The sequence below is a fragment of the Paenibacillus pabuli NBRC 13638 genome, assembly GCF_001514495.1.
GTDB classification, from domain to species: Bacteria; Bacillota; Bacilli; order Paenibacillales; family Paenibacillaceae; genus Paenibacillus; species Paenibacillus pabuli.
In genome coordinates, this window is record NZ_BCNM01000021.1 from 76,249 (window position 1) to 89,930 (window position 13,682).

At 47.6% G+C, this 13,682-nt stretch carries 13 protein-coding genes; 1 reads left to right on the top strand and 12 read right to left on the bottom strand.

The genetic code is table 11. The features are described 5' to 3' along the window. Positions 1 to 35: 35 nt before the first annotated feature. From PPA03S_RS24775 to cysT, 9 genes are all read right to left on the bottom strand, one after another. Entirely contained in the window at positions 36 to 971 is a 936-nt protein-coding gene (locus PPA03S_RS24775) for an ABC transporter ATP-binding protein (RefSeq protein WP_062326876.1), read from the bottom strand. Next, complete coding sequence (locus PPA03S_RS24780; protein WP_062326878.1) at positions 968 to 1,993, bottom strand: ABC transporter ATP-binding protein; 1,026 nt, start codon at positions 1,991 to 1,993, stop codon at positions 968 to 970. Before PPA03S_RS24780 ends, PPA03S_RS24775 begins: the two co-directional genes overlap by 4 nt. A 105-nt stretch (positions 1,994 to 2,098) precedes the next feature. After that, positions 2,099 to 2,944, bottom strand: coding sequence for an ABC transporter permease (locus PPA03S_RS24785; RefSeq protein WP_062326880.1), 846 nt, complete (start codon positions 2,942 to 2,944; stop codon positions 2,099 to 2,101). Positions 2,945 to 2,951: 7 nt separating this feature from the next. Next, complete coding sequence (locus tag PPA03S_RS24790) at positions 2,952 to 3,902, bottom strand: ABC transporter permease (RefSeq protein WP_062326882.1); 951 nt, start codon at positions 3,900 to 3,902, stop codon at positions 2,952 to 2,954. Between the two features lie 309 nt (positions 3,903 to 4,211). Continuing rightward, complete coding sequence (locus tag PPA03S_RS24795) at positions 4,212 to 5,819, bottom strand: ABC transporter substrate-binding protein (RefSeq protein WP_062326884.1); 1,608 nt, start codon at positions 5,817 to 5,819, stop codon at positions 4,212 to 4,214. 222 nt (positions 5,820 to 6,041) lie between these two features. Next, a complete protein-coding gene (locus tag PPA03S_RS24800; protein WP_062326886.1) occupies positions 6,042 to 7,100 on the bottom strand; it encodes a sulfate ABC transporter substrate-binding protein in 1,059 nt (352 codons plus the stop codon). A 58-nt stretch (positions 7,101 to 7,158) separates the two neighbouring features. After that, the gene (locus PPA03S_RS24805) at positions 7,159 to 8,223 is read right to left on the bottom strand and encodes a sulfate/molybdate ABC transporter ATP-binding protein (RefSeq protein WP_062326888.1); all 1,065 of its coding nucleotides are present in this window, start codon (positions 8,221 to 8,223) and stop codon (positions 7,159 to 7,161) included. Between the two features lies 1 nt (position 8,224). After that, entirely contained in the window at positions 8,225 to 9,022 is a 798-nt protein-coding gene (locus tag PPA03S_RS24810) for a sulfate ABC transporter permease subunit (RefSeq protein ID WP_062326890.1), read from the bottom strand. Continuing rightward, entirely contained in the window at positions 9,019 to 9,834 is an 816-nt protein-coding gene (cysT, locus tag PPA03S_RS24815) for a sulfate ABC transporter permease subunit CysT (RefSeq protein WP_062326892.1), read from the bottom strand. Before cysT ends, PPA03S_RS24810 begins: the two co-directional genes overlap by 4 nt. A gap of 458 nt (positions 9,835 to 10,292) precedes the next feature. Here cysT and PPA03S_RS24825 point away from each other — a divergent pair, with 458 nt between their 5' ends. Further along, a complete protein-coding gene (locus tag PPA03S_RS24825; RefSeq protein WP_062326897.1) occupies positions 10,293 to 10,694 on the top strand; it encodes a secondary thiamine-phosphate synthase enzyme YjbQ in 402 nt (133 codons plus the stop codon). A 148-nt stretch (positions 10,695 to 10,842) separates the two neighbouring features. Here the strand turns inward: PPA03S_RS24825 and PPA03S_RS24830 are convergent, their stop codons facing one another. The 3 genes from PPA03S_RS24830 to PPA03S_RS24840 form a co-directional block, all read right to left on the bottom strand. Further along, positions 10,843 to 11,445 carry a TetR/AcrR family transcriptional regulator gene (locus PPA03S_RS24830; RefSeq protein ID WP_062326899.1) on the bottom strand — a complete coding sequence of 201 codons (603 nt, stop codon included), beginning with the start codon at positions 11,443 to 11,445 and terminating at the stop codon, positions 10,843 to 10,845. A 5-nt stretch (positions 11,446 to 11,450) separates the two neighbouring features. Further along, positions 11,451 to 12,083, bottom strand: a complete 633-nt coding sequence (locus PPA03S_RS24835) for a YigZ family protein (RefSeq protein WP_062326901.1) — start codon at positions 12,081 to 12,083, stop codon at positions 11,451 to 11,453. A 158-nt stretch (positions 12,084 to 12,241) separates the two neighbouring features. Further along, positions 12,242 to 13,597, bottom strand: a complete 1,356-nt coding sequence (locus tag PPA03S_RS24840; RefSeq protein ID WP_062326903.1) for a glucose-6-phosphate isomerase — start codon at positions 13,595 to 13,597, stop codon at positions 12,242 to 12,244. Between the last annotated feature and the right edge of the window lie 85 nt (positions 13,598 to 13,682).

The window sequence follows — 13,682 nt, forward strand, 5'->3', positions numbered from 1 at the left end:
AACTCACACCTTCCTGTCAACATATTCCTAATCCATTATATCCTGTCCCGATATCCGGATACAAAGTGTCCTGGCGAAACTTCCATCCACTCCGGTTCTTCATCCCGTCCCCTGGCGGAAGGATCCGTATCTCCGCTATAGATCGGCGGCGCCACGTTCCGAACGCTTGGATCAGGAACAGGAATTGCCGCAAGTAGTGCCTGGGTGTAAGGATGTACCGGATTACGGTACAGTTCTTCTGTTGGTGCAACTTCCACCAGTTTGCCGCGATACATCACACCGATCCGGTTCGAAATGTGGCGTACCATCGACAGATCATGGGCAATAAACAAATAAGTCAGCCCCATCTCTGCCTGCAAATCTTCAAGCATATTGACCACCTGTGCCTGTACAGATACATCCAGGGCGGACAAGGGCTCGTCACATAAAATAAACTCCGGGTTCACCGACAATGCACGTGCAATACTGATCCGTTGACGCTGCCCGCCACTGAATTCATGCGGATAACGCTCCGCGTGTTCTGGTTTCAGGCCAACACGGTTCATGAGGTCAAGCGCTCGTCCCTTCATTTCTGCCTTGGAAGCATAATTATGAATTTCCATCGGCTCACTAATAATCTGCAGGACATTCATTCCCGGATTCAGTGAAGAATAAGGGTCCTGGAATATCGTCTGCATTCGTTTGCGAAACGGCTTCAACTGGCGTTCATTCATCTTGGCAACATCCTGTCCGCCAAACATAATGCTTCCGTCCGTTACATCAAAGAGTCTCACAATGCTGCGTCCAGTCGTTGATTTACCACAGCCAGATTCTCCAACCAGCCCAAATGTCTCTCCCTTGTGAATATGAAAACTGACGTTATCCACGGCTTTCACGACGTCTTTGCTTTTGCCAGCACCACGGACCGGAAAGTGTTTTTTCAATCCACGCACGTCCAGCAGTACTTCACGCTGATCTATTCCTGAACTCATTTCTCCACCTCCTCTGACGCTGCATCTGCTTGTACTTGATGCTGTTCCCGACCCTGATCGTCCAGCAACCAGCATAGCGCTCTATGACCGGGCGCAGTCTCGGTGTACGCAGGCATCTGCTTGCATACCTCCATGGCGTGCGGGCAGCGTTCCATAAACGGGCACCCGGTTGGCGGATGAAGCAGATTGGGCGGTGTACCTTCAATGGTTGCCAGTCGCTGGCGTCCACCTTCCTCACCCGGTTTCGGAATGGAACGCAGCAACCCCTGCGTATACGGATGCTGCGGACGAGCGAAAATACGTTCCACAGGCCCTTCTTCCATAATGAGTCCGCCGTACATCACAATCACACGGGTACAGACCTGAGCAACGACACCAAGGTCATGCGTAATCATCAGAATGGATGTCTGCGTGGATTCTTTCAGTTCCTGCATCAGCTGCAAGATCTGTGCCTGAATGGTCACATCCAGGGCTGTCGTCGGTTCATCAGCGATCAATAACTCCGGTTTGCAGGACAAGGCCATGGCGATCATTACCCGCTGTCTCATGCCTCCGCTGAATTCATGTGGATATTGGTCAATCCGTTCTTCCGGAGATGGAATGCCCACTTGTCGCAGCAGTTCAATTGCTTCCTTGCGTGCAGCCGACTTGTCCATTTTTCGGTGGCGACGAATGACCTCTGTCATCTGTTTGCCTACGCGAACCACTGGATTAAGTGATGTCATTGGGTCCTGGAAAATCATCGAAATGCGGTTGCCCCGGATTTTGCGCAGTTCCTTGTCTGACTTGGTCAGCAAATCCTCTCCACGGAACAGAATCTGACCATCCGTAATGTGGCCCGGCGGCTGGATCAGTCGGATCAGCGAACGTGCGGTTACACTTTTGCCGCTGCCGGACTCGCCGACCAGTCCAACCACTTCGCCTTCATTTAACGTAAAACTCACACCCCGAACGGACTGTACCTCACCTTCCCGGGTTGCAAAAGACGTTTTCAGTTGTTTGACCGATAATAAATCTGTCATTGTTGTATTCACCCCGCTGTGTACATGATATGGGTTGTCATAAATCTATGTGTAAATGAAAACTCAACTTCTATATTTCAAAAACTGTTGGCAGTAAAAAATCCTCTATCGCTTGTTCGCTTTCGGCTCGAAGGCTACGCGGAACACGTCCCCGAGGAAGTTAAACGACAGCACCGTCAGCAAAATAAACAGTCCCGGGAAGATCGCCATATACGGCGCTTCACTAATAAAGCCCTGCGCATCGTTCAACATGCTGCCCCAAGAGGAGTTCGGCTGTTTGACACCCAGTCCGAGGAAGCTTAGCGACGATTCCATCAGAATCGCACTTGCGATGTTGATTGTGGCAGCCACAATAATGGTGGGCATAACGTTGGGAATGATGTGTTTCATAATAATCCGGCCCGGCTTCTGACCCGATACACGCGCATAAAGTACATATTCCCGCTGCTTGACCGACATCGCTTCTGCCCTGACAATCCGGGCAATGTTCATCCAGCTTAACACCCCGATAATGACAATAATCGTACCGATCCCCGGCTTCAGATAGGCGTTCAGGATTAACATCAGGAAGAAGGATGGAATCGACATGAGCACATCAACAATACGCATCAACGTGTTATCCACCCAGCCGCCAAAATAACCACTAACCGTACCTACAAGTGTACCTACAATAACCGCGATTGCCATCGACAGGAAACCTACGGCGAGAGACACCCGTCCCCCGTACAACGCCCGGGCCAAATAATCCCGTCCGTAATCATCCGTACCAAACCAGTGATCTGCACTCGGCTGTTGAAGCCGCTCCATGACCACAATTTCATTCGGATCATGTGGAGACAGAAATGCAAACAGGGATGCGAGCACAAAGATGCCCAATATGATGACAGCCGCAAGGCCCAGTTTCTGCTGCCGGAACTGCGTCCGTAAATTACGCCAGCGCATTGAATTCATTCTTGTCTCACCCCGTTGTCTTGATTCGTGGATCTACCACGCCATATAAAATATCAGCTACCAGGTTTCCGACAACCAGCAGCACAGAGGACATCATCGTAATGCCCATAATAATTGGGTAATCCAGGCCGTGAACGGCTGAAATCCCGAGAGATCCCATTCCCGGCCACGAGAAAACGGACTCCGTAATAAATGCTCCCGCAATCAGCTCCGGCAAAGACATGCCCAGAATGGTGATTACGGGCAGCAGTACATTTTTCAGCACATGACGAAGCAGTACCGTTCCCTTGGTTGCACCATATGCATACTGAATCTGAACATAGTCCTCTTCCAATTGACTGATCGTATTCGAACGAATATAGCGCATGTATACAGACACGTTCATGAAGGTCAACACAGTGCATGGCAGAATGCCGTGTTTGATAATATCCCATGCCGAGTCCATACCTACCGTTCGCATACCCATGCTGGGCAACCAGTGCAGTTCTACGGCAAAGAAATAGATGAGCATCATGCCGAACCAGAAGCTTGGAATCGATATCCCGATATACGAGATCAGGCTGAGTCCGCGGTCAAACAGGCTGTTCTGACGCGAACCTGCAATCATGCTGAGCGGAATGGAAATCAGTAAAGATAATAATAGCGATGCTCCCATTAATCCAAAGGTAGCGGGCAATCGTTCAATAATCATTTCGGCAACCGGGCGATGGTTCACCAGTGAATAACCCAGATCACCAGACAGTACATTTTTGAGCCATACGACATATTGCACATACATCGGCTGATCCAGCCCAAGATTTTGCCGTATACGCTCCACATCTTCTGCCCCCATATTTGGGGTAACAAAGGAAAGCACCGGATCGCCTGGCGCCAGCTTGATCAAGGTGAACGATACGATGGAGATTACAAAAAGAAGAGGGATCGCTTGTGCGATCCTTCGGACAATATAGTTGTTCACATGGGCACCTCCGAATCAACGCCGGCCTCGCGGCCGGCGTTATTGGCTTGTTATATAGAATGAACGCATGTGGATTGAACCAAGGATTCACATTGGCCACTCCGATGACAGAACAACCTTCCGATCGCTGTTACCCCCAGATTTCTTTGATTCCTTTATAAAAAGGGAAAATCCGGGGATAGCGTATGCTTCCGATGCAGCTTTCTTTCAGAAAGCTTTTAGGCGAACGCTTTGCTTCTTCAGGTTATTTCTGCCCTCTACGTTCTTTGTGAATCTCAAAGGTTCAAACAATACGTTCATTCTATATGATTATTTTTTAAAGATTTTAGACAGATCTTCAAGCATCACGACTGGTTTCGGATTTGCATCTTCAACGCCGCCGTATGTGTTATCCACAGCCACTACAGCTTTCGTGTAGGCGATTGGGTATACCGTCATTTCGTTTGCTACGGTTTGTTGGATTTGTTTGTACAAATCACCACGTTTGGTTTCGTCAATCTCAACGGCTGCTTCACTCCACAGCTTGTCGAAATCAGCATTTTTGTAATGCGAGTAGTTGTATGCCGCATCACTCAGGAAGAGAGATTTATACGCATCTGGCTCATAACCCATGATATAACCGCCAAAGGACAATTCGAAGTCTGTATTGTTCATGTCCAGTGTACGGTTACCATACGCCGTTCCATCCATCGGCAGCAATTCCACTTCAATACCAACGTCTTTCAGCTTTTGCTGAATGTACAGCGCTTGGCTTGTTTGTGGTTTGTTGGTGTTTGTGTAAGCCAGACGCAACTTCAGGTTGCTTACGCCTGCATCAGCCAGCAATTGTTTTGCTTTTTCCAGGTTGTAGTCGTACTTCTCGACATCATCCGTTTGGTACAACGTGTCCGGTGTCAGAATCGACGGAGCCGGTTCAGCAAAATCAGCTGAGGAATACGAAGCGGTAATCAGTTCATTTTTATCCAAAGCATATGCAATGGCTTGACGAACTTCTTTCTTTTGCATCGAAGGCACGTTCAGGTTGAACACCATGTATTGCAAGCGGCCTTCCGGGTAAGTCAGCATGTTGAATTTGCCTGTGTCATTCAATTTGTTGTAATCCTGTGTGTCGACCATACGCATTTGAATTTCGCCATTTTGCAAAGCCAGGTTCGCTGCATTTGGATCTTTCGCTACACGATACGTCACACTATCCAGATGAGCTTTGCCTGCAAAGTAATCATCAAAACGTTCCAGTGTTACGTATTCGCCCGGACGGTATTCCTTGAACTTGAACGGACCGGAACCGATCGGGTTGTTATTTTTATCGCTTTTCTCAATATCGGCTTCGCCTTCAAAAATGTGTTTGGGAATTGGATAGAAAGAAACCAATGCTCCTTCAAAAGCAGCTGACACTTCCGGCAATTTAAATTCCACCGTCAGGTCATCGATCTTGGTTACTTTCACCGGTTTGCCATCAAAAACATACTGACTGCGGGAAGAACTATGCTGTTTCTCATCCAGAATGCTATCCATTGTGAACACGATATCATCCGCTGTCAAAGGCTGTCCGTCATGCCATTTCAGGCCGTCTTTCAACTTCAACGTATACGTCAGATGATCATCAGAAAAGCTGTCGCTGTCTGCGAGCACATACGTTTTTTTGCCATCATTCACATTGAACAGTGGAGCATATAAGGATTGATCAATCGTCAACGTTACACGGTCACCCGCATAAATCGGATTCATCACTTTAGGGTCATCCTGAACAGCAATAATGATGCTGCCGCCGTCTTTCGGTTGACCATCATCTGTAGTTGCTGTGTTTTCTCCGGTATTAGACGAAGAATTTGTTGCGTCACCGCTGCTTCCACATGCACTCATGATCGCTACGACCAGAACCAGCATCAATGACAGCCACATTTTTTTTGATTTCATTATGATATTTCCCCTCGCTGTAATTTAACGTTCTTTTAGATAGTATAGGCAAGGATTCGACAAATTGCAACGATTTTTTCCAACTTAACCTATCGGGTTTAAATGAAATAACATCTTAGTCTATAAATGCAAAAAACCTCCAGCTCACTTTGTATCGTGAAATGAAGGTTTGGGTCATCATTTTATCGTTGAAATTCAATAACCGAGTGATCGTTGTATCGTTTATAATCCAGCCAACACCTGGTACCATACGCCTCGTTTGGAGTACAGTGTACTGCGCACTTTATCCCATCCACCGAGGTAGTTAATATCGAACAGACCTTCAGGCGTTGGGAACGAGGATTTCGTCTCTGCAAACACTTCAGGGTCTACCGAACGGAAACCGTGCTTGGCAAAAATGCGCTGTGCTTCCGGCGTACGCAGATACGCTACAAAGGCCTCCGCCAATTCACGATTGCCATGCTTATCCGCATATTGGTCTACAACAACCGCCGGATTTTCAATCAGGATCGTATTTTTGGGAACCACGATGTCATAATGTACACCCTTGGCAATCCGGGCAAGCAATTCATTCTCATACGTGACGATTACATCCCCCACACCATATTCGAAAGCCGCCATGGAGGATCGACCACTCTTATCCAGTGACTCGACGTTCTCATGTACTTTTTCCAAAAAGCCTTTAGCCACGGCGGGATCTTTCTTGCCTTGCTCCTCGGATAGCTTCAACCCTGCACCGTAGATGGCGTTAATATCCCATTGGGCTCCGCCCGACGTCTTCGGATTAGGATAGAGCACCTTAACCCCCGGCTTGGTCAAATCTTCAAAATCACGAATCCCAAGCGGGTTGCCTGTTCTTGTGCCGAGAACAACAATCGAACGAGTGATCATGCCATCATTCGGTGCCTGCTTCCAATTGGAGCTGACCAGATCGGCTTTGACCAGCTTATCGATATCACTTTCCATCGCCAAAAGCGCAACATCGGCTTCGAATCCCCCAACGATGGCTCTTGCTTGTGTGCCGGAAGCTTCATAGGATTCCTGAAAGTTAACGGTGTGCCCCGTCTTGGCTTTCCATTCCTCCTTGAATTTGGGTAGCAGCTCTCCAACAGCGTCTTTGGCTACACTGTAAGCACCGATAACCAGCGTATTGGATTGGTCGGCCGATAGCCCGCTCTGTTCGCTCGCATCCTCTTGCTTGCTGCATCCGACGGTCATGCAGACGAGCAGAAGCATGAGGACAACATATAAAGGTGTGTTTTTCTTCTTCCTCGTCTGCATGGGCAGCACCTCTCTCCAAAATTCTAGATCATGCCTTGAATGATTCACGTTCTTCTGATCAGATGATGACCGGCATTGGGTCTTCCTTCAATCGGTTCTCCACAACCCAGCTATCGGAATCATTGAACAGATATGCCCGATGCACAAGTACCCGGATCTGCTGACCGACTTGCAAGGTTGTTTTCTCCAGGGAACGATACGTAATGAGTTTATGGCCCTCAACTTCCACTTCCACCATCCATTCACTTCCGCGGAAATGAAGGTGTTTGACGATACCCTTTTCAGTAGCAGACAACATGCTGAACTCATTTTTCAAACCGATCTCGATATACTCCGGCCGGATCAGCGCACGTGTGCGCTCCCCTTCCACTGCATGTTCGAAGCCCTTAAGCTGTGAAGCATCCTCCACAACGGTAGATTCCCCGATAAATGTGGCGACAAAAGGGGTCTCCGGGTTCTTGTATATATCCCATGGCGTGCCCTTCTGCTCCAACCGTCCTTGGCTGATAATCATGATTTCATCGGCAACTTCAATCGCCTCATCCTGGTCATGGGTTACAAAAATCGAAGTGATGCCCACCCGCTCAATCAGCTCTCTGAGCCATGAACGCAGCTCCTGACGGATCTTGGCATCAATGGCGGCAAACGGTTCATCCAGCAGCAGCAGCTGCGGCTCCGGGGCCAACGCTCTGGCAAAAGCGACACGCTGACGCTGTCCTCCAGACAACTGATGCGGATAACGCTGTTCGAAACCTTTCAGCCCTGTTAATTCCACAAGCTCCATAACCCGATCACGGATCTGGGCTTTGGGTGTCTTTTTGACCTTGAGTCCAAAGGCGATATTATCAAATACCGTCATATGTTTGAACAAGGCATAGTTCTGAAATACAAATCCGATTCCCCGCTCTTGCGGAGGCAGATGGTTTACGACTTTCCCATGAAAGCGAATCTCTCCGGAACCCGGATTCTCCAGACCCGCCAGCATACGCAGAATGGATGTTTTCCCACCTCCGCTGGGTCCCAGCAATCCGATCAGATGGCCTTTGGCAATATCGAACGAGACATCTTTTACCGCATGAAAATCACCGAAATGTTTGTTCAGATCACGGACTTCCACATGCATCTCAATGCACTTCCTTTCGCTTCTTGGCCCATTCCATCATAAGCAGCAGTCCGACAGAAAAGGTAACCAGTACCAATGCCACACCATTTGCGGCAGCTACGTTAAAATTCTCAACATCCTGATATACAAGCGTTGTTGCCGTCTGCGTTTTGTTCATAATGTTACCCGATACAACCAGCACTGCACCGAACTCCCCTAGCGAGCGGGCAACCGTCAACACAAGACCGTACACAACTGCCCAGCGAATTGATGGCCAAGTAACACTCCAGAACGTTCTCCAGCCGTATGCACCAAGCGTGGACGCAGCTTCTTCCTGCTGAGATCCAAGCTCCTGCAGGACAGGCATCACCTCTCGGACCATCAGCGGAAATGTGACAAACAACGTTGCAATGACCATGCCCGGGAAGGCATACACCACATTGAATCCAATCCCTTCAAAAAAAGCACCCATAATGCTGTTGGGACCGAGCAGCAACACAATCATCAATCCGCCAATGACTGGTGATACAGCATAGGGCAGATCCACGATGCTGTTCAGCAGTCCTTTCACCCGATCACTCAGCCATCCGGCCCGAACCAGATAAATGGCCATCATAACGCCAAACAATGTATTTAGCAGCGTGACGACAAGTACAACAAGCCCTGTCATCATCAAGGCATGCAGCGCTTCAGGACGCAGCAGCCCTTTCAGGAATCCTCCTGCACCGTCTTCAAATGCACCAATAAAAATACGTCCAAGCGGGATGATCAGCAGTACAACAAACACCGCAAACGTCAGTCCGATTAATAGTCGCCTCATCGTCTTCTCCCCCGCATCTGCACCAGATTAATCAGCCAGAGGATCAGGAACGAGAGTGTTAAGAGCAGTACGGATACGGCAGCGGCCCCGGTTGGATTGTCACTTTCGATCTCGCCGTAAATAAATACGGAAGCCGTCAATGTTCTTCCCGGAATATTGCCTGCCACCAGCACAACAGCCCCAAATTCGGCCAGTGCTCTGGAGAATGCCAGCATCCCACCACTAATCATGCCCGGAGCCATGGACGGAAGAATGACCTGCCTGAACGTGCGCGCCTTCGACGCACCCATCGTGTAGGATGCTTCTTCCTCCGAAGGATCGATCTCTTCGAGTAAAGGCTGCACCGCACGAATAACAAAAGGAAACGTAACAAAGGTCATCGCGATCACAATTGCAGGCTGGTGAAATACAATTTCAAACCCCATGGATTCCGCCAGTTTCCCAATGGCACTGACCGGACCCAGGAGCAGCATGATCATCAGTCCACCAACAGCTGTTGGCAGTGCGAAAGGAAGATCTACCAGACTGTTCAGGAATGACCTTCCAAAAAATCGATAACGTGTCAGCACCCAGGCGATCATGGTTCCCAGAACGACATTAATCACGGTGGCTATAACGGCCAGCCGGATAGTTAATAACACAGCTTTCCATGCGATCGGGTCCATAATGCTCTGGATAAAGTTGCTCCATCCTTCAGAGAAGGAATTGACGTACACACCGATGATTGGAAGTACAATGAGTACGATAAAATATAACAATACGGTACTGCGGAATCCCCAAGTCCATCCCTTGTGACGAAGAACGGTATTCATTGCTGCATTCCCTCCCAGCCTCCGGTTCTATGTCCGGTCGGCAGTCTCCCTGTTTTCATACAACCTTTTTCCTAAGTTGGATTTTATTACTTTAACATTATTCCCATTAGTCTACTTGGTTTTTGCTTATCTGATACTTTACCAGTTTGCAGTGCTAATCGTCAATGCTTTTATTGAATAAATCGGGGCTTATATGAGATGGATTTCCTAAAAAACACATTCATACTACGCGGCCAGAACGACCTTCCGATCGCTGTTATCCCAAATCTCTTTGACCCTTTATCAAATTTTAAATGCGTTGATAACGGCAAAGCATATGCTTCGGAAGCAGCATTTTTAACAGAAAGCTTTTATCTCTCGCTTATTCTTGATTCCAGCTTCCATAGGTGGTTTGTTTGGAACGTAGTGGTTAAGGTACAATTTAGGGGACAAATTTGAGACAAAAGGAGTGGTGTAGCATGTTATATACAAAAAATGTATCAACATCCCGACGGGATGAAATGAAAGATATTACGCGGGAGGTAGAGCAGGTCGTCCGTGACAGTGGTATGCAGCATGGAACTGTATTGATTTATTGTCCACATACAACAGCAGGCATTGCCATTAATGAAAATGCAGACCCCGACGTCAAGCATGACGTACTTCTTCGCCTGAACGAAGTCTTTCCTTGGGAGCATCCTGAATATCGGCATGCGGAGGGGAATACGGCTTCTCACCTGAAATCAATCACAACCGGACCCTCACAGACGGTGATTATACATGAGGGCAGATTACTGCTTGGCAGATGGCAGGGGATTTATTTTTGCGAATTCGATGGCCCACGTCAGCGGGAATATTTTCTTAAACTTATGGAAGGTTAGAAACAAAAACAGGCGGTCCACCCTATTTCAGGATGTGATCCGCCTGTCTTGGTCTTCTTTACGAAAAAACTTTCGCAAGACAACGTTATAAAGAATTAATGTTATGACAAATCACCGCCCTGAAGTATAGGAGTGCGACAAAAGCGCCTTATTGGACGCCAGGCTGGTGTTGGAGATTGCGACAAAGCACTTTGACATGAGACAATGCAGCCGACTCAATCTCTGCAAAGGTCAAACGGTCCTGAATATAATACGATATGAATCCATGCATGGATAAAAAAAGCGTACGTGGTACACATTGAATATCTTCTTCCGTACAACCCTCTTCATTCATGTATTGCCGAATAATGGAGGCAAACAATTCAAAGCATCTTCCTTGTTCCGTACGACAATATGATAGTAATTCTTCATCCCGAATCATGAACATGATCTCGTACTGATACGGGTTCTCCAGACCAAACCGGATAAACTCCATCATGATATGTTCTACCTTGCTCACGCCGCCCACGACTGGCCTGACCATGGCTTGCAGCAGCAAATGCCCCAGATGATTGAAATCTTCAACCACGATGGCATAGAACAGCTCTGCCTTTTCCTTAAAATGATAATACAGCGACCCATGACTATAGCCCAGATGCTGGCCGATGCTTCGCATCGAAATGGCGCGGTATCCTTTGGTAATAAAAAGATGCCTCGCCGCCTCCAGTATCCGCTCCCTCGACAACTCCTGTTCGACTGCTCTTCTAGCCATATATTTTATTCCCCTTCAATAAAATAAAGCCGCTGTCCCTCCGTGATCCGGGATTGCCCTTGCGTCAAATCTGTGATCCAGGCTACAAATGCCTCGGTTTCACTATCCGGCGGAAGACAAGTCAACGTAACCTTATCGGTGAATCCAGTTTCACCTGTACGGACTTCCCGGCTCCTTAATTCATTTTCCACTTTGCCCAGCCATGTGTAATCCAGTTCAACAAATACTTCACGATGCAGTACTTTGGTGATGGCTTTCCCCGCCTCAATGGCTGCAACTGCTCCATCCGTATAAGCGCGAATCAACCCACCTGCTCCAAGCATGATTCCTCCAAAGTAACGTGTAACCACAATAGCCACATTTTTCAATTGCTGATTTTTGATCACTTCAAGAATCGGTTTCCCGGCAGTTCCGCTAGGTTCGCCATCATCGGATTGCTTCTGGATCTCATCCCGCTCACCAATCACATACGCGGAGCAGTTATGAGTCGCATTCCAATGTTTTTTCTTGATTTCATCAATAAAAGCGTTGGCTTCCTCTTCCGTCGTGACCGGCATAATATGACCTATAAATCGCGACTTTTTGATTACAATTTCCAGATGGCCCGGTCCTCGAACCGTACGGTAACGTTCAATCATCCCTATCCAACTTTCCAATTTGATCCATTTTACAAGAAAGCAGTTCCCCACGCGGACGTGGACGAACTGCCTTGGTTTAAACATTGGGAATCATTGCTTCACAATGACTCCCCATGTAATTACATTACTTTATTTAACTATATGAGCAGACCGAAGAGTTATTCGGAAAGTCTCGCTTCCAGTGCTGCTTTCTCTTCTTCAAAACCTGGTTTGCCCAGCAAAGCGAACATATTTTTCTTGTAAGCTTCCACACCTGGTTGGTCAAATGGATTGACGCCGAGCAGGTAACCACTAATGCCGCATGCTTTTTCAAAGAAGTATACCAGATATCCGAAAGAATATGGAGACATATCCGGAATGTTCACAATCAGGTTTGGCACTTGGCCATCTGTGTGTGCAAGCAGTGTTCCTTGGAATGCTTTTTTGTTAACAAAGTCCATCGTTTTACCTTCCAGGAAATTCAGGCCATCCAGATCATCCGGATCAGCTTCGATGGAGATATGCTCCGATACTTCAGCAACCTGAATCACGGTTTCGAAGATGTTCCGGCTGCCCTCTTGAATGAATTGACCCATGGAGTGCAAGTCAGTCGAGAAATCAACGGATGCAGGATAGATACCTTTATAGTCTTTACCTTCACTCTCTCCGTACAGCTGTTTCCACCACTCGGATACAAAGTGCAGGGATGGCTCGTAGTTCACGAGAATTTCTGTTCCTTTACCTTTACGATACAATGCGTTACGAACAGCTGCATATTGATACGCTTCGTTCTCGGCTACGTTCGGGTTGCTGTATTCTTTGGAAGCATCCGCCGCACCTTGCATCATTTCTTCGATGCTGATGCCAGCTGCTGCGATTGGCAGCAAACCTACAGCCGTCAGAACGGAGTAACGTCCACCTACATCATCCGGGATAATGAAGGATTCATAGCCTTCTTCATTCGCCAGTTTTTTCAGTGCACCGCGCTCTTTGTCTGTTGTTGCGTAGATACGTTTGCGAGCTTCTTCTTTACCGTATTTTTTCTCCAGTGCAGCACGGAAGATACGGAAAGCAATCGCTGGCTCTGTTGTTGTACCGGATTTGGAGATAACGTTAACGGAGAAGTCTTTGCCTTCAATCAGATCCAGCAAATGAGTTACATACGTGGAGCTGATGTTGTTTCCAGCAAAATAGATTTCAGGCGTTTTGCGTTTATCTTTAGGCAGATTGTTGTAGAAAGAGTGCGTCAGCATCTCAATCGCTGCACGAGCACCAAGGTATGATCCACCGATACCTATAACAATCAATACTTCAGAATCGCTTTGAATTTTGGCAGCCGCTTTTTGGATACGTGAAAACTCTTCTTTGTCATAAGCGGTAGGCAGGTCAATCCAGCCCAGATAATCCGATCCTGTTCCCGTTCCGTTGTGGAGCTGCTCGTGAGCCAAACGAATCGGTTCAGCGAAATAGTCCACTTCATGCTGATTGACGAATTGCAGGGCAGTGCTGTAGTCAAACTTCACTTTTTTTGCCATGATCTATAAAACCTCCTGATATCGGTAGCATATTTTTTTCCGTTTTCCATTCTAAACAACTTAGCCTAAGGATACTGCAAATCCT